Source organism: Streptomyces sp. NPDC096046, from assembly GCF_040303285.1.
Taxonomy (GTDB): domain Bacteria; phylum Actinomycetota; class Actinomycetes; order Streptomycetales; family Streptomycetaceae; genus Streptomyces.
Genome location: NZ_JBEOSZ010000022.1, coordinates 21,355 through 38,323, shown reverse-complemented (window position 1 = coordinate 38,323; position 16,969 = coordinate 21,355). Strand labels below are relative to the sequence as shown.

Here is a 16,969-nt window from a genome sequence, read left to right as displayed (position 1 = left end):
CGGGCGACGCCTTCGTCGGCGCCTCCTGCCGCGACGCTCTTGAGAGCACCCGGGGTTCAGAACCCGTGCGGCAGCCACGGCACCGTGCCCGTCCCGAATCCGGGCGACGCCTTCGTCGGCGCCTCCTGCCGCGACGCTCTTGAGAGCACCCGGGGTTCAGAACCCGTGCGGCAGCCACGGCACCGTGCCCGTCCCGAACCCGAGTGACGCCTCCGCCAGTGCCCCCCGCCGCAACTCGCGCACCCGCCCCGCGGCGCCCAGCGAGGCCAGCGACACACCGCCGAGATAGGCCGAGCCCAACTCCCGTACGGACAGGGCCAGATCCGCCGCATCCGCCGTACGCTCGCAGGACGCCCCCTTCGCATCCCCGCTGAGCCGCCAGCGCCCGGAGTTCCAGGGGCAGAACGTGTCCTCCACCTCGAACACCACGTCCACCGGCGCCTGGTACGTGCGCGCCTCCAGCGCGGCCCCCACCTCCACCGGCCGCACGTACAGGGAGTCCCGCAACCGCAGATTGCACCGCCGCAGGTCGGATGCCAGGAACTGCCACGGGTCGTCCACCGGCCGCCCTCGCACGACGATGGTCGAGGTCAGGTCGATCCCGAACAGGAACCGCCACAGCGCCGCGTCCGCCGCGGGGTCCAGCGCGGCCGAATCCTCCACGACCACCTTGCCGTCGGGCCCGGGCGACTCCCACACCGGCTTGACGCGATAGCGCGCGTACCCGACCGTCTCCCCGTCCCGCTCGGCGAGCACGCACTGCAGGGGCGACGCCCCGTCCCGCTCGCTCTCCGGATCGAGCACCCCGAGCCGCTCCCAGCCGGGCCGCCGTTCCAGCATCCCCGGCCGCGCCGGCACCAGCCGGGCGTACACCGCCTCGCACACATCGAGCACTTCGGCCGGCTCCGCAAACCGCACCCGTACGTCGTCCGTACCGGCCGGCACCGACAGCCGCACCCGGCTCGTGTCGATCTCGGCATACAGCGAGAAGGTCGCGTTGCCGTATCCGAACCGTCCGTAGATCGCCGGCTCGGACGCGGTGAGCACGGCCAGCGGCTCACCCCATGAGCGCACGTCGTCCAGCTGCCGCCGCATCATCGAGGTCAGGATGCCGCGCCGGCGGTGCGTGGCGGCCACGCTGACCATCGTGACGCCCGCGACGGGCAGTGAGGCGCCGCCGGGCACGGTCAGCCGGAAGCTGAACGCCCCGGCCGTCCCCACGCACTCGTCCCCGTCCCAGACACCGAGTGAGCGGTCGAACTCGGTCAGGGAGTCCCACAACTCCCGCTCCTCGGCGGCCTCCGGCACCCCTCCGAAGCCCCGGATCAGGGTGTTGCACCACTTGTCCCATTCATCCTGTCGAAGGACCCGCAGTTCGGTGGAGAGGCCGTTCGCGTCAGATGCCATGAGCCATGCCTACCAGGGCCATACGGGACGAGCGACAGAATTTCTCCCCGGTTGACGGCAGCGCTGCGCGCGGTGAAGTTCACTGTGAAGTCGGCCCTCGGACGGGGGACAAGTGGGACCTCCCGTGCCAAGGGGCTGGTCCGATGGATAGGGTCCCGAACTAATGGCATCAGGACGGCAGCGGCGCGCGGAAGCCGACACGTTCACGGCCCGGTTGAAGAAACAATGGCACCGGGTCCGCGTCGGCGTGCGCCGAGCCGCCGTGGACTACTTCCGCGGCAACGGCTCGGACTGGATCGCCCTGGCCGGTCTGCTCCTGATGGTTCCTCTGATCGCGGCGGCGACGCTGGCGAACTCGGTGTGGTTCTCACCGGCCGCGCTGGTCCTGCCGGTCGTCGTCGGCGGACTGCTGCTCCGGCCCGCGAGCCTGCTCGGGCTGTACGCGGCGGCGGCCACGGCCCTGATCGTGGAGGCGGTACGGCTCGGCCCGTACACGGAGGGCGCGTCGAGGGTCACCCCGGGCATCGTGCTCGTGGTCGCGGCCTGCGGTTTCTTCGGGCTGCTCCTGGCCCAGTTCCGCAGCCGGGTCGGGGTGCCCTGGCGGCGTGGCGGCACCATGCTCTTCGACCTGCGTGAACGCATCCGGGTGCAGAGCAAGCTGCCCGACCTGCCGGACGGCTGGCACCGGGAGATGGCCCTGCGCCCGGCGGGCGGCCAGTCCTTCTCGGGGGACTTCGTGGTGGCGGCCCGCACCAACGGCGGCCGTACGCTCGAAGTCGTCCTCACCGACGTCTCCGGCAAGGGCATGGACGCGGGCTCCCGCGCCCTGCTGCTGTCCGGCGCGTTCGGCGGCCTGCTCGGCTCGCTCCCGCCGCACGCCTTCCTCCCGGCCGCGAACGGCTACCTCCTGCGCCAGGACTGGGAGGAGGGTTTCGCCACCTCGATCCACCTGGTCCTCGACCTCGACTCCGGTGACTACGAGCTCTACTCCGCGGGCCACCCGCCGGGCCTCCAGCTCAGCGCCGGCAGCGGTCGCTGGGAGGAGAAGGCGGCCGAGGGTCCGCTCCTCGGGGTCTACGACGGTGCCCAGTTCGACCCGGTGAAGGGCTCGCTGCGGCCGGGGGACGTGCTGATGCTGTTCACGGACGGCCTGGTGGAGACCGCCGACCGCGACATCGTCGAGGGCATCGACCGCCTCACCGGCGAGGCCGACCGCTATGTCGCCGGCGGCTTCCACGGCGCCGCCTGGCACCTCATCGAGGCCGTCGCCAAGGACGTCAACGACGACCGGGCCCTGCTGCTGATCTGCCGCGAGGGACCGACGGCGGCCGCGACCCGCTGAAGCGGGGTCCTCCTCCGGGCCTCGGGCGCAGCGACCACGGTCTCCGCCCGGGGGCCCGGCCGCCGTCCGGGGGGTCGATGAGGGGCCTGGGCTTCCGGGCGGCGCCGCGCGGGGAGACACTGGAGCGGTGACCGAGACATCCCCCATGACACTGGCCCAGGTGGAGGCCACCGCCCGGGCCGCGCACGCCGGCCAGGCCGACAAGGCGGGCCGGCCCTACGCCGAACACCTCCGGGCCGTGGCGGAGGGCGTACGGGCCCGGGGCGGCGACGAGGAGCAGATCGCGGCGGCCTGGCTGCACGACGCCGTGGAGGACGACGCGCTCTCCCTCGAGTGGCTGCGCGGGGCCGCGCTGAGCAGCCGCACGAAGGACATCGTGCTCGCCGTCACCAAGCGGGCGGGGGAGTCGCCGGAGGAGTACGCCGCGCGGATCCTCGCCACGCCCGGTGCGCTGCTGGTGAAGGAGTCGGACCTGGCGCACAACGCCGACCCGGCCCGCCTCGCGGTCCTCGACGAGGCGACCCGCACACGACTGACCGAGAAGTACGCACGGATGCGCGCACTTCTCGGTCTCGTCGGATGAGTCTTGCCCCGAGGGTCAGGCGTTGAGCTTCTCGCGCTCGCGCCGCTCGGCCCCCTGGCGCTCGCGGGCCAGCTCGGCGGAGTCCCGCTTGAAGGCCCAGTCCATCTTCGGCTCCATCGCGAACCGGAAGAGGCGCCGCACGGGCCCGGTGCACAGCACCGTCACGACGGCGGCCGCGAGGGCGGTCACGAGGATCTCACCGGCCGGGTGGTGCAGCCAGGACGCCTCGAACCAGCCCTGGTAGTCGCCTGCCTTCACCAGGAAGCCGTGCAGCAGGTAGCCGCAGAGCGTGCCGGCGCCCAGGGCGGTGAACCACATGTGGCGGCGCGGCACCCAGGCGAAGAAGCAGGCCGTCAGCAACAGGGAGCAGCCGAACATCGCGAGCACCATGACCGGACCGGTCCACCACGGGGCGCCCAGCTCCTGCGCGGCGTCACGGTGGTAGAACCACGCGGTGTTCATGCGCGGCGCCGCCCACCAGCTGAAGGCCAGCGCGACGGCGAACAGCGGCACCGAGGCGATCCGCACCGAACGGCGGCGCACCATGTGGAAGTGCTCGGGCTTCATCACCAGGCCCAGCACGAAGAACGGCAGGAACTGCAGGACGCGCTGCAGGTCCAGGTCGTCACCGATCTCCGGGGTGACGCTCGCCAGCATGGCGAGACCCAGCGCCAGCGGCAGCGGCCAACGCACCAGGTTCCAGATGGGGGTGGTGAGACGCCAGACGAAGAGCGCGACCAGGAACCAGGTCAGGTACCAGGGGTCGAGGAGGCTGATCTCCTGATGCGGGTCGTTGTCGATGACCCGCTTGAAGAGCGGATAGGCCGTCTCGAAGATGATGTACGGCACGGCGACGCCGGTGATCAGGCGCTTCAGCCGGTCGGGCCGCATGTCGAAACTGCGGGAGAAGTAGCCGGAGATGATGATGAACGCCGGCATGTGGAACGCGTAGACGACCTGGTACGCCGCGTCCAGTACCCGGCTGTCGCCCTTGAGCGGCTCCCAGGCGTGGCCGACGGCCACCAGCACGATCGCGAGGTACTTGGCGTTGTCGAAGAACGCGTCGCGCTGTCTGCCGTTCTGCTTCTTCTGCGTGCTCTGCGGCGAGCGCGGGCTCGGCACTCCGTCGACCGGCGACTGTGCCGGGGGAAGTGGCGCCCTGCGGTCGCCGTTCGGTCGCAGCGAGTTCGTCACAGACCCTCCCACCAGGAGCTCGGGGAGACGATCCGGGACCTCGCTGCGCGTACGGGGGACGAGGCAGCGTGGAACATTCGAGGCACCCTAGCGTTCCCTGCAGCTATTCGTAAAACGCCGGACGTAATTCCTGGCTATTCACTGCGGGTACCCCGGATTACGGGTAGTTGACGCCGCTGTCGGCGTGATGGCTGCCACATCGCCTGAGGCCGGAATGTGGGCAGGTCCAAGCCCTGCTTGTCGTGACACTTCCGGACTAAGTGACGCATAAGACCAGCAGGCGACTCCTGTGGAATGTCTGATTCCGCCCTCCTCGGCCCCTGCTCCGCACGGGTGTTGGTGAGTCTGTGACAACAATTCGAATTTGCTGCGGACACGTTGTGTGGAGACGGAAAGGAGCGGTCGAATTCCCTGTGCGGGTGGCCCCTCGAATTGCCGTACGACTCCACGGTGTCGACTCCCGCGCACGGGCGACACGCGCGGGCGGGGGCGACACGGTCGCAGTCGATGCGCCACCGGCCGCATAGCCAGGCCACGTTGGTGGCACGATGGTCCTGGCGGGGTGCGCGAGGTCGCGTCCCCGGGCCGGGCTAGCGGACCGACCGAGGGTGTGATCAGTTGTGGCCATTTCACTGTCTGTGGTGCTGCTGTTGGCGATCATCCTTGTGGTGTTGCTGAGAGGAGGATCCATCAAGGCAGGTCCCGCGATCGTGGCGGTCCTCTTCGGCTTCTTCCTCGCCTCGACCGGTATGGCCGACGACATCCAGCGATTCCTCAACTCGATAGCGGAGACCATCAACTCCATCAGCTTCTGACGGACGGGACGCGACCGCGCCACCCGAGCCCCGCGCCCGGGCTCGCGGCGCGGACGGATACGCTCGCCCCGACCACAGGACGGTGCGTGACGGGGGGAACGTAGGGGGATGGCGCTGCGCGATTCCGACCCGGCGGAGGTGGGCGGCTACCGCATCGAGGACCGTCTCGGCTCCGGCGGCATGGGTGTGGTCTACCTGGCCCGCTCCGCCTCCGGCCGACGCCTGGCGATCAAGGTCGTGCACAGTCAGTACGCCGACGACGACGAGTTCCGCACCCGTTTCCGCCGCGAAGTGGCCGCCGCCCGCCAGGTCAGCGGTGCCTTCACGGCCCCCGTCGTCGACGCGGACGCCGACGCCCCCCACCCCTGGATGGCCACGCTCTACATACCGGGCGCGGACCTCGGCACCCACGTCCGCGAGCACGGCCCGCTCCCGCTGCCCCGCCTGCGCGACCTCGCCGCCGGCCTCGCCGAGGCGCTGCGCGACATCCACCGCGCCGGAGTCGTCCACCGCGACCTGAAACCGGCCAACGTGATGCTCGCCGAGGACGGCCCCCGCGTCATCGACTTCGGCATCTCCCGCGCCGCCGAGTTCGCCGCCTCCGACGTCCTCACCCAGACCGGCCGCGTCATGGGCACCCCGCCCTTCATGTCCCCGGAACAGTTCGCCGCCCCCCAGGACGTCGGACCGGCCGCCGACATGTTCTCCCTCGGCTCGGTCCTCACCTACGCCGCCACCTGCCGCGGTCCCTTCGACAGCCCCAGCCCGTACGAGACGGCCCTGCGCGTCGTCGAGGGCGAGCCGGACCTCACCGGTGTCCCCGCCGAACTGCTCCCCTTCATCCGCCTGTGCCTGGAGAAGCACCAGAAGTCCCGCCCCGCCGCGCACGAACTGTTCACCCTGCTCCGCGAAGGCGGCGCCCCCGGCACACGCTCCGCGCCCGGCACCGGCACACCGTCCCCCGTACGCCCCTGGCCGGGCGCACGGCCGACCGAACCGGCCGTCACGGCATGGCCCGACGCGGCCCGCACCGAGCGGGGCGAGACGTCCCGTCCGCTGCCCGACGAGGCGGACGGCGGGGCGGACGCCGAACGGCCCGACGCGCCGCGCCCCCGACTCGACAAGACCCCGGCGGAACAGGCCCAACCGCCACGTGACCCGGCCGGCCCCCCGGAACCCGAGACCGGTCGCAGGCGCCGCCTCCGGCGCGGGCTGCTGCTGGTCTCGGCCGCCGTGAGCGTCGCCCTCGCCGCGGTCGTCACCACGACCGTCACCCTGATCCAGGACGACGACCGCCCACCCCCCTCCACCACCAGGGCGGCCGATCTCCCCGAGGGGTGGAAGCCGTGGGTCGCCACGGCGAAGGCCCCGGTGGACAGCCAGGGCGGCCTGGGCGGGCCCGACACGTCCTTCAAGAGCTGCTCCGTCGTCGACGCCTCTCTCGTGTGCGCCGGATCCGACCTCATGGCGACCCGCTTCGGTCTCGCCGACGGTCGCAACACCTGGAGCCGGCCCGTCGACACCACACCCGACGGCGCCTCCGGTGACGAGGGCGCGCTCATCGGCACCGGCGACGGACGCGTCTACGCCTACGGGGCCGAAGACGTGGTGGGCGCGAGCGGTGTGGGTTCCAGCTACACGGTCCACGCCCTGGCCGCCGACACCGGCAAGGAGCTGTGGCGGACCCCGACCGGCGGCGGCGAGACGGCGAGAGTCCCTGAGGGACCCCGGGGCGCTGCCACGGCCGTGTCCGAGGGTGTCGTCACCTTCTACGGATCGCGGGGCGACGAGTACGCCCTGCTCGACGCGGAGACCGGCAAGGTCCGCTGGCGGCAGCCGGAGCCGGGCGCCCGGGGCGACTGCTCGCTGGACTCGGCGGCCGACCGTGCCTACCTGATCTGCACGACGGAGGCCGACGACGAGAAGCGCGCCAGGACCACCGTCTCCCGGATCGACCCGGCCACCGGGAAGTCCCGCTGGACCGTCGAGGCCAAGGGCGCCTTGGAGCTGCTCGGCGCGCAGGAGGGGCATCTGGTGCTGGTGGACGGCACGTCCACCGCCCGCGGCCTCACCCTGATCGACACCTCCTCGCACAAGCTCACCGTGCGACGGCCGGCGAAGCCCCGGCCCGAGGCGTCGAGGGCGTACCTGGTCCGAGGCACCCTCTACTTCACGCGCGGCAGCGGCGGCGTCCGCGCCGTCGCGCCGCTCACCGGGCGCACGCTGTGGGAGTCCAACTCCACCCTGGAGCGGCAGGGGCCGCCGACCGCCTCCGCCACCCACGTCTACTTCGCTTCGCCCAGTGGCCGCCTCGCCGCCCTGAACGCGCGCAGCGGCAAGGTGGAGGCCACCCGGCTCGGCCGCGACGACGGCGGCCGGGTCGACAGCATGTTCGTCACCTCCGGAGCGCCGCTGTTGCTCGTCGGCGACGCCCTGTACGTCCCGTACGGCGTCCGCTCCGTCTACAGCGTCGACGTCCGGGACCTCTGACCCCGGCCGTCCGGCAGCGGTCCACGGCGGTCCGGCCCGTGTCACCGGCCGAGACCCGCCCCCGGGGAAACACCCAGGGCCGGGCCGGAGGAGTGATCCTCCAACCCGGCCCTGAGCCGTATGGAGCGGGCGACGGGAATCGAACCCGCGTAGCTAGTTTGGAAGACTAGGGCTCTACCATTGAGCTACGCCCGCACAGCACGCGCCGCGGGTCGGGTGACCGCGGCACTGAAGGCATCGTAGCGGGTCGGTCCCCTCCGTCGCACACCGTGTTCCCGACGGAGACGGCGCGGCGCACACCCTGTGGAAATGCGGCGGCCACACCGCCTCGCGGCATGTACCCTACGTCTCGCACCAGACGGGGTGTGGCGCAGCTTGGTAGCGCGTCCGCTTTGGGAGCGGAAGGCCGTGGGTTCAAATCCCGCCACCCCGACCAGCCACCCGATCACTCGCGTGATCGCCCATTCGATCGCTTACGTGATCGCCTTTTGGGCGGTGTAGTCGCTGCCGTTACTATGCAAGCTGCACGCCCGTGTGTCTCATCGTCTGAAGTCCTCCGGGCGGCGAAGTCCGCCGGGCCGTTCTGGCCCCGGCAGAAACCAAGAAGTCAGCCACAAGGAGACCGAACCGTGAAGAGCGCCGTGGAGACCCTGAACCCGACTCGGGTTCGGCTCACTGTCGAGGTGCCCTTCGAGGAGCTCAAGGACAGCCTCGACGCGGCGTACAAGAAGATCAACCAGCAGGTCTCGGTGAAGGGCTTCCGCAAGGGCAAGGTCCCGGCCCGGGTCATCGACCAGCGGTTCGGCCGCGGTGCGGTTCTGGAGGAAGCGGTCAACGACGCGCTTCCGAAGTTCTACACCGACGCGGTCAACGAGGCCGAGCTCAGCGTGCTGGGCCAGCCCGAGGTCGACATCACGGAGCTGAAGGACGGCGAGACGCTGAACTTCACCGCCGAGGTCGACATCCGCCCGACCATCGAGATCCCGGACTTCTCCGGCATCGAGGTCGAGGTCGACGCGGTCGAGGTCACCGACGAGGACGTCGACAAGGCCGTCGAGGAGCTGCGCGAGCGCTTCGCCTCCACCGCCCCGGTCGAGCGTGCCGCCGAAGACGGCGACGTCGTGACGATCGACCTGCGCGCCAAGGTCGACGGCGAGGTCCTCGAGGACGGAGTCGCGGACGGTGTCTCCTACACCATCGGCTCCGGCGAGCTGCTGGACGGCATCGACGACGCCGTGAAGGGCCTGGAGGCCGGTGGCGAGGCCACCTTCGCCTCCGAGCTCAAGGGCGGTTCCGCCGCCGGCAAGGAGGCCGAGGTCACCGTCAAGGTCACCCAGGTCGCCAAGCGTGAACTGCCCGAGCTGGACGACGAGTTCGCGCAGCTCGCCTCCGAGTTCGACACCATCGAGGAGCTGCGCGCGGACAGCCGCAAGCGCCTCGAGAACATGAAGCAGTACGACCAGGCCACGCAGGCCCAGGAGCGCGTCCTGGAGAAGCTGCTCGAGCTGGTCGAGGTCCCGGTCCCCGAGAAGCTGCTCGAGGACGAGATCAACACCCGCAAGCACAACCTCGAGCACCACCAGCTCGGCCAGATGGGCCTCGACCTCGCGAAGTACCTGGAGATCCAGGGCAAGAGCGAGGAGGAGTTCGACGCCGAGACCAAGGAAGCCGCGGTCAAGGGCATCAAGACGCAGTTCGTGCTGGACGAGCTCGTCAAGCAGGAGAAGCTGAACGTCAACCAGGAGGAGCTCACCGAGCACCTCATGCGGCGTGCGGCCTCCTCCGGCATGTCCCCCGACCAGTTCGCCCAGGCGGTCGTCGAGGGCGGTCAGGTTCCGCTCCTGGTCGGCGAGGTCGCCCGCGGCAAGGCGCTGGCCGTCGTGGTCGAGAAGGCCACGGTCAAGGACACCAACGGCGAGATCGTCGACCTCGACGACGAGGACGAGGCCGCCGAGGCCGAAGCCGAGTCCACGGAGGCCTCCGCCGAGGAGAAGACCGAGGGCTGAGCCCCGGCACCGGTGAGTTCACGAGTAGGCCCCGGGGTGCGAACCCCGGGGCCTTCTTGCCGCCCGCCGGGGCAGCGCACCTCAGGGACGCGGGGACGGCGCGGGCGACCACGACGCGCCCGCAGTCACCGATGGACCCGACCGCCCCGCCGAAGCCGCGCGGCGCTACGCCCCCGGCGAACACTCCCATCTCCGGGATTCCCCGAAGGGACCCGCGCGTTAGGGTCCATGAATACGAGGGCAGTGGAGTCCCCGAACGGCTCCTAGCCCCTAGGGAAACGTGAGACGGCCCGGCGCCGTCGTAAGACGAGCAGGTGGATACGTGACGAATCTGATGCCCTCAGCCGCCGGCGAGCCTTCCATCGGTGGTGGCCTCGGTGACCAGGTCTACAACCGGCTGCTCAACGAGCGGATCATCTTCCTCGGCCAGCCGGTCGACGACGACATCGCCAACAAGATCACCGCGCAGCTGCTGCTCCTTGCCGCCGACCCGGACAAGGACATCTACCTGTACATCAACAGCCCCGGCGGTTCCATCACGGCCGGCATGGCGATCTACGACACCATGCAGTTCATCAAGAACGACGTGGTGACCATCGCCATGGGCCTCGCGGCCTCGATGGGCCAGTTCCTGCTCAGCGCCGGCACCCCCGGCAAGCGCTTCGCGCTGCCGAACGCCGAGATCCTGATCCACCAGCCCTCCGCCGGCCTCGCCGGCTCGGCCTCGGACATCAAGATCCACGCCGAGCGGCTGCTGCACACCAAGAAGCGCATGGCCGAGCTGACCTCCCAGCACACCGGCCAGACGATCGAGCAGATCACCCGCGACTCGGACCGCGACCGCTGGTTCGACGCCTTCGAGGCCAAGGAATACGGCCTCATCGACGACGTCATCCCCACGGCCGCCGGCATGCCGGGCGGCGGCGGCACCGGGGCCTGAGCGGTCCCCACAGGGCCTGTGGCGCCCCGTGAGGCCCACGGAGCCCTCCCGGGCCCCCAGCGACCCCAGACAGCCCCAGCCGACCGCCTCAGCCCCTATCAGGAGACACCGTGAACCAGTTCCCCGGCAGTGGGATCTACGACCGTATGCACGCCGTGCAGGACATGAGCGCCTCGCAGGGCCGCTACACCGGCCCGCAGGCCGAGTCCCGCTACATCATTCCGCGCTTCGTCGAGCGCACCTCCCAGGGCATCCGCGAGTACGACCCGTACGCGAAGCTCTTCGAGGAGCGCGTGATCTTCCTCGGCGTCCAGATCGACGACGCCTCCGCCAACGACGTGATGGCGCAGCTGCTGTGCCTGGAATCGATGGACCCCGACCGTGACATCTCGGTCTACATCAACAGCCCCGGCGGCTCTTTCACGGCGCTCACGGCGATCTACGACACGATGCAGTACGTGAAGCCGGACGTCCAGACGGTCTGCATGGGCCAGGCCGCCTCCGCCGCCGCCGTCCTGCTGGCCGCCGGTACGCCGGGCAAGCGCATGGCCCTGCCGAACGCGCGGGTGCTGATCCACCAGCCGTACAGCGAGACCGGCCGCGGTCAGGTCTCGGACCTGGAGATCGCCGCGAACGAGATCCTGCGGATGCGCTCGCAGCTGGAGGAGATGCTGGCCAAGCACTCCACCACGCCGGTCGAGAAGATCCGCGAGGACATCGAGCGCGACAAGATCCTCACGGCCGAGGACGCGCTGAGCTACGGCCTGATCGACCAGGTCATCAGCACCCGGAAGATGGACAACTCGAGCCTGCGCTGAGGCGTGAGGCTGTATCGTCTGCCGCCCCTTGGCATGGTTTGGCTCGGTTCACGTCAAAGCGAACCGCGCCAAGGGGGGCCGGACGGGTGGCCCGGCAAGGTACCGTCGGACATAAGGCAGCACCAGGAGTCCGCTGGACGTTGACGTCCAGGAGTCTCCCAGGCGAAGGGGAAGCACACCGTGGCACGCATCGGTGACGGCGGCGATCTGCTCAAGTGCTCGTTCTGCGGCAAGAGCCAGAAGCAGGTCAAGAAGCTCATCGCAGGGCCCGGTGTGTACATCTGCGACGAGTGCATCGACCTCTGCAACGAGATCATCGAGGAAGAACTCGCGGAGACCAGCGAGGTCCGCTGGGAGGAACTCCCGAAGCCGCGCGAGATCTACGAGTTCCTCGAGGGCTACGTGGTCGGCCAGGAGGCCGCCAAGAAGGCTCTCTCCGTAGCGGTGTACAACCACTACAAGCGGGTCCAGGCCGGCGAGAACGGCGGGGCGAACGGCCGTGACGACGCCATCGAGTTGGCGAAGTCGAACATTCTGCTCCTGGGTCCCACGGGCTCCGGCAAGACCCTCCTCGCGCAGACCCTCGCGCGCATGCTGAACGTCCCCTTCGCGATCGCCGACGCCACGGCCCTCACGGAGGCCGGTTACGTCGGCGAGGACGTCGAGAACATCCTGCTCAAGCTGATCCAGGCGGCCGACTACGACGTCAAGAAGGCCGAGACGGGGATCATCTACATCGACGAGATCGACAAGGTCGCGAGGAAGAGTGAAAACCCCTCGATCACGCGCGACGTGTCGGGCGAGGGCGTCCAGCAGGCCCTGCTGAAGATCCTGGAGGGCACCACCGCCTCGGTTCCGCCGCAGGGCGGCCGCAAGCACCCCCACCAGGAGTTCATCCAGATCGACACGACGAACGTGCTGTTCATCGTGGGCGGTGCCTTCTCCGGGCTGGAGAAGATCATCGAGTCCCGGGCCGGCGCCAAGGGCATCGGCTTCGGCGCGCAGATCCGCTCCAAGCGCGAGATGGAGTCCAAGGACCAGTTCCAGGAGGTCATGCCGGAGGACCTGGTCAAGTTCGGCATGATCCCCGAGTTCATCGGCCGCCTCCCGGTCATCACCTCGGTCCACAACCTCGACCGCGAGGCGCTGCTCCAGATCCTCGTCGAGCCGCGCAACGCGCTCGTCAAGCAGTACCAGCGCCTCTTCGAACTCGACGGCGTGGAGCTGGACTTCGAGCGCGAGGCGCTTGAGGCCATCGCCGATCAGGCCATCCTCCGCCAGACCGGCGCGCGTGGCCTGCGCGCCATCATGGAGGAAGTCCTCCAGGGCGTGATGTACGAGGTGCCGTCCCGCAAGGACGTGGCCCGGGTCGTCATCACGGCGGACGTCGTCCAGTCGAACGTCAACCCGACCCTGATCCCGCGGGACGCGCGCAACGGACGCGGCCCGGGCGAGCAGAAGACGGCGTGACACAGGCGTAGGGGAAGGGGCCCCGGTCGACGACCGGGGCCCCTTTCTCTTTGTGCCTTCGGCGTCGTCAGGCCTTGACGCGGATCTCCGGGCGAATCTTGGTGGTGATGTCGACGGCGGCGTCCTTGCCGGTCTCCTGAGTGGCCTCACGGGACGAGACCACGGCGACCGTGCTGTAGTCCGCCCAGGCGCAGAACCAGTTGGTCTGCTCCTTCTTGGTCACCAGGTCCTGCCCCTTGGCCGCCTGGCACTTCATGACCGCCCCGTCGAGGTCGGCCTCCTCCGGCTCACCGATCAGCTCCGTCTTCGGGCCGGTGCTGCTGGAGGACTCCTTCTCGGACGACTTCTTGAAGTTGGCGAAGAACGTGTCCAGGGCCGCCTCGGGATCGGAGATCTCGCCGTAGACCCCGAAGAACGAGGCGCTCTTGGCCGTGGCCAGCGAGGCGGCGGACGACGGGTCGTTGGGGTCGTACTTGCCGATGTCCACCGTGGAGTAGGTGCCCAGCACCGACTTGCCGTTCTTGACGCCGCTCTTCTCCAGTTCCCTGGTGGAGTCGTCGCCCGCGGTGGCCCCGTCCTTCGAGATGCGGTTGTACTCGCTCATCACCTTCGCCGGAGTCGCCAGCTTGTGCGGCCCGTCGTCCTCCAGGGCGCCCGCGCCGCCACCCCCGCCGATCACGAAGTACGCGCCCACGCCGATCGCCGCCACGACCGCGACCGCGCCGATGATCAGGCCCGTCTTCTTCTTGCCGCCACCGGGAGCCGGGGGGTGGGGGACGCCGTAGGGAGCCTGGCCGTAGGGGGCCTGGCCGTACGGGGGCTGCTGGCCGTAGCCGGGCTGGGGCGGGACGCCCTGCGGGGGCTGCTGCGGGTAGCCGTAGCCGGGCTGGGGCGGAGGGGCCTGCTGGGGGTAGCCGTAGCCGGGCTGGGGCGCCTGCGGCGGCTGGCCGTACGGGCCCGGCTGGCCGTACGGACCAGGCTGCTGGGGCTGCCCGCCGTACGGGCCCGGCTGGTCGTAACTCATGTTCTGGGTTCCCCTCCAGATGCGTGTGTCTTCCGGTCATCCTGGCGCAGACCCGCCGTGTGCATGGCATCGGGGGGCCCATCGTTACGAAGCAAACGCGTTTCGGTACGGGCCGGTGACACCTCTAAACTGACCCCCGTGACCGAGAACGCTCAGCAGCAGCCACCAGCGCCCAGCACCGACCTGCCGACCCAGTACGCGCCGGCCGACGTGGAGGGGCCGCTGTACGAGCGCTGGGTAGAGCGGGGTTACTTCGAGGCGGACGCCAAGAGCGACAAGCCGCCGTACACCATCGTCATCCCGCCGCCGAACGTCACGGGCTCGCTCCACCTGGGGCACGCCTTCGAGCACACGCTCATCGACGCCCTGACCCGCCGCAAGCGCATGCAGGGCTACGAGACGCTGTGGCAGCCCGGCATGGATCACGCCGGTATCGCCACGCAGAACGTCGTCGAGCGGGAGCTCGCCAAGGAGGGCAAGTCCCGCCACGACCTGGGCCGGGAGACGTTCGTCGAGCGCGTCTGGCAGTGGAAGGGCGAGTCCGGCGGGCAGATCAGCGGCCAGATGCGGCGGTTGGGTGACGGTGTCGCCTGGTCGCGTGAGCGCTTCACGATGGACGAGGGCCTGTCCCAGGCCGTCCAGACCATCTTCAAGCGCCTCTACGACGACGAGCTGATCTACCGCGCCGAGCGCATCATCAACTGGTGCCCGCGCTGTCTGACGGCCATCTCGGACATCGAGGTCGATTACCAGGACGACGACGGCGAGCTCGTCTCCATGAAGTACGGCGACGGGGACGACACCATCGTCGTCGCCACCACCCGCGCCGAGACGATGCTCGGGGACACGGCCGTCGCCGTCCACCCCGAGGACGAGCGGTACAAGCACCTGGTCGGCAAGCTGGTCAAGCTGCCGCTGACCGACCGCTCCATCCCGGTCGTCGCCGACGAGCACGTCGACCCCGAGTTCGGCACGGGTGCCGTCAAGGTCACCCCGGCGCACGACCCGAACGACTTCGAGATCGGCCAGCGCCACGGCCTCCCGGCCCTGACGATCATGGACGAGCACGCGGTCATCACCGCCCACGGCCCCTTCCAGGGCCTGGACCGCCTGGAGGCCCGCTCGGCGATCGTCGCCGCGCTGCGCGCCGAGGGCCGGATCGTCGCGGAGAAGCGGCCCTACGTCCACTCCGTCGGCCACTGCTCGCGCTGCAAGACGACGATCGAGCCGCGCCTGTCCATGCAGTGGTGGGTGAAGGTCGGCCCGCTCGCGAAGGCGGCCGGTGACGCGGTCCGCGAGGGCAAGGTCAAGATCCATCCGCAGGAGATGGAGAAGCGCTACTTCGACTGGGTCGACAACCTCCACGACTGGTGCATCTCGCGGCAGTTGTGGTGGGGCCACCGCATCCCGGTCTGGTACGGCCCGAACGGCGAGGTCGTCTGCGTCGGCCCCGACGAGGAGCCGCCGAGCGGCGAGGGCTGGCGCCAGGACACCGACGTCCTCGACACCTGGTTCTCCTCCGGCCTGTGGCCGTTCTCCACGCTCGGCTGGCCCGAACAGACCGAGCCGCTGGCGAAGTTCTACCCGAACTCCGTCCTGGTCACCGGCTACGACATCCTCTTCTTCTGGGTCGCCCGGATGATGATGTTCGGCCTGTACGCGATGGACGGCACCCCGCCGTTCCACACCATCGCCCTGCACGGCATGGTCCGCGACCAGTTCGGCAAGAAGATGTCGAAGTCCTTCGGCAACGCGGTCAACCCGCTGGACTGGATGGACAAGTACGGCTCCGACGCCCTGCGCTTCACCCTCGCCCGCGGCGCCAACCCGGGCGTCGACGTCCCGATCGGCGAGGACTGGGTCCAGGGCTCCCGCAACTTCGCCAACAAGATCTGGAACGCGACGCGCTTCGCGATGATGAACGGCGCGACGATCGAGGGGCCGCTGCCGGACGCCTCCAAGATGTCGGCGACCGACCGCTGGATCCTCTCCCGCCTGAACTCCGTCGTCGCCGAGGTCGACGCGTTCTACGAGGACTACCAGTTCGCTAAGCTCTCCGACGCCCTGTTCCACTTCGCGTGGGACGAGGTCTTCGACTGGTACGTCGAGCTGTCCAAGACGACGTTCCAGGCGGGCGGCGAGGCGGCCGAGGTCTCCAAGCGGGTCCTCGGCGAGGTCCTCGACGTCACGCTGAAACTGCTGCACCCGGTGGTCCCGTACGTCACCGAGACCCTCTGGACCACGCTCACCGGCGGCGAGTCGGTCGTCATCGCGGACTGGCCGAAGGACAGTGGCTTCCGGGACGCCGACGCCGAGCGCGAGATCGAGAGCCTTCAGTCGGTCATCACCGAGGTCCGCCGCTTCCGCGCCGACCAGGGCCTCCAGCCCGGCCAGCGGGTCCCGGCCCGGCTGATCCTCGACGGCACCCCGTTCGCGCCCCACGAGGCGGCCATCCGCCAGCTGCTCCGCCTCCAGCCGGAGGGCGACGCCTTCACCGCCACCGCCACCCTCCCCGTCGCCGGCGCGGAGGTCGCCCTCGACCTCTCCGGCACGATCGACGTGGCGGCGGAGCGCAAGCGCCTGGCCAAGGACCTCGCCGCGGCGGAGAAGGAGAAGTCCCAGGCGAACGCCAAGCTCGGCAACGAGGCGTTCCTGGCGAAGGCCCCCGACCACGTCGTGGACAAGATCCGCACCCGCCTCGCCAAGGCGGAGGAGGACATCGCGCGGATCCAGGCCCAGCTGGAGCGCCTGCCGCAGGCGTAGGGGTTCGTACGGTCGTGCAGGCCCCGGTGCTCAGCGCCGGGGCCTGCACGCGGTTCGGGGGCGCGGGGAACCGCGCGAGCGACCCCCACGGACACGCGTCGTCCATGGACATAAGCC

Annotated in this window: 12 protein-coding genes and 2 tRNA genes; 10 read left to right on the top strand and 4 right to left on the bottom strand. The window is 70.0% G+C overall.

Annotation, left to right across the window (positions count from 1 at the left end):
- Positions 1-156: 156 nt before the first annotated feature.
- On the bottom strand, positions 157-1,407 hold the full coding sequence (locus ABTX62_RS20300) for a GNAT family N-acetyltransferase (RefSeq protein ID WP_352117454.1): 1,251 nt from the start codon (positions 1,405-1,407) through the stop codon (positions 157-159).
- A gap of 163 nt (positions 1,408-1,570) precedes the next feature.
- Here ABTX62_RS20300 and ABTX62_RS20295 point away from each other — a divergent pair, with 163 nt between their 5' ends.
- Both ABTX62_RS20295 and ABTX62_RS20290 read left to right on the top strand, forming a co-directional pair.
- Positions 1,571-2,749 carry a SpoIIE family protein phosphatase gene (locus tag ABTX62_RS20295; protein WP_283971307.1) on the top strand — a complete coding sequence of 393 codons (1,179 nt, stop codon included), beginning with the start codon at positions 1,571-1,573 and terminating at the stop codon, positions 2,747-2,749.
- Between the two features lie 145 nt (positions 2,750-2,894).
- Positions 2,895-3,332, top strand: a complete 438-nt coding sequence (locus ABTX62_RS20290) for an HD domain-containing protein (RefSeq protein WP_352117530.1) — start codon at positions 2,895-2,897, stop codon at positions 3,330-3,332.
- A gap of 15 nt (positions 3,333-3,347) precedes the next feature.
- Here the strand turns inward: ABTX62_RS20290 and ABTX62_RS20285 are convergent, their stop codons facing one another.
- The gene (locus tag ABTX62_RS20285) at positions 3,348-4,526 is read right to left on the bottom strand and encodes an acyltransferase family protein (RefSeq protein WP_352117453.1); all 1,179 of its coding nucleotides are present in this window, start codon (positions 4,524-4,526) and stop codon (positions 3,348-3,350) included.
- A gap of 620 nt (positions 4,527-5,146) precedes the next feature.
- Between ABTX62_RS20285 and ABTX62_RS20280 the strand changes: the two genes are divergently transcribed.
- Positions 5,147-5,341 (top strand): hypothetical protein, encoded by a 195-nt coding sequence (locus ABTX62_RS20280; RefSeq protein ID WP_003990237.1) that lies wholly within the window; start codon positions 5,147-5,149, stop codon positions 5,339-5,341.
- Between the two features lie 108 nt (positions 5,342-5,449).
- Positions 5,450-7,831, top strand: a complete 2,382-nt coding sequence (locus ABTX62_RS20275; RefSeq protein WP_352117452.1) for a protein kinase domain-containing protein — start codon at positions 5,450-5,452, stop codon at positions 7,829-7,831.
- Between the two features lie 121 nt (positions 7,832-7,952).
- On the opposite strand, the gene ABTX62_RS20270 is transcribed toward ABTX62_RS20275, so the two are convergent.
- Positions 7,953-8,026 (bottom strand) — tRNA-Gly (locus tag ABTX62_RS20270).
- 164 nt (positions 8,027-8,190) lie between these two features.
- Between ABTX62_RS20270 and ABTX62_RS20265 the strand changes: the two genes are divergently transcribed.
- The 5 genes from ABTX62_RS20265 to clpX all read left to right on the top strand — a co-directional run bounded on the left by ABTX62_RS20265 (position 8,191) and on the right by clpX (position 13,065).
- Positions 8,191-8,267, top strand: a tRNA-Pro gene (locus ABTX62_RS20265).
- 193 nt (positions 8,268-8,460) lie between these two features.
- Entirely contained in the window at positions 8,461-9,837 is a 1,377-nt protein-coding gene (gene tig, locus ABTX62_RS20260) for a trigger factor (protein ID WP_352117451.1), read from the top strand.
- A 334-nt stretch (positions 9,838-10,171) separates the two neighbouring features.
- Positions 10,172-10,777 carry an ATP-dependent Clp protease proteolytic subunit gene (locus tag ABTX62_RS20255; RefSeq protein WP_190904457.1) on the top strand — a complete coding sequence of 202 codons (606 nt, stop codon included), beginning with the start codon at positions 10,172-10,174 and terminating at the stop codon, positions 10,775-10,777.
- A 110-nt stretch (positions 10,778-10,887) separates the two neighbouring features.
- Positions 10,888-11,595 (top strand): ATP-dependent Clp protease proteolytic subunit, encoded by a 708-nt coding sequence (locus tag ABTX62_RS20250; RefSeq protein ID WP_062926848.1) that lies wholly within the window; start codon positions 10,888-10,890, stop codon positions 11,593-11,595.
- 180 nt (positions 11,596-11,775) lie between these two features.
- Complete coding sequence (gene clpX / locus ABTX62_RS20245; protein ID WP_352117450.1) at positions 11,776-13,065, top strand: ATP-dependent Clp protease ATP-binding subunit ClpX; 1,290 nt, start codon at positions 11,776-11,778, stop codon at positions 13,063-13,065.
- Between the two features lie 67 nt (positions 13,066-13,132).
- Here the strand turns inward: clpX and ABTX62_RS20240 are convergent, their stop codons facing one another.
- On the bottom strand, positions 13,133-14,089 hold the full coding sequence (locus ABTX62_RS20240) for a hypothetical protein (protein WP_352117449.1): 957 nt from the start codon (positions 14,087-14,089) through the stop codon (positions 13,133-13,135).
- Between the two features lie 138 nt (positions 14,090-14,227).
- On the opposite strand from ABTX62_RS20240, the gene ABTX62_RS20235 reads away from it, so the two are divergent.
- Positions 14,228-16,852, top strand: coding sequence for a valine--tRNA ligase (locus tag ABTX62_RS20235; protein ID WP_352117448.1), 2,625 nt, complete (start codon positions 14,228-14,230; stop codon positions 16,850-16,852).
- Positions 16,853-16,969 lie beyond the last annotated feature (117 nt).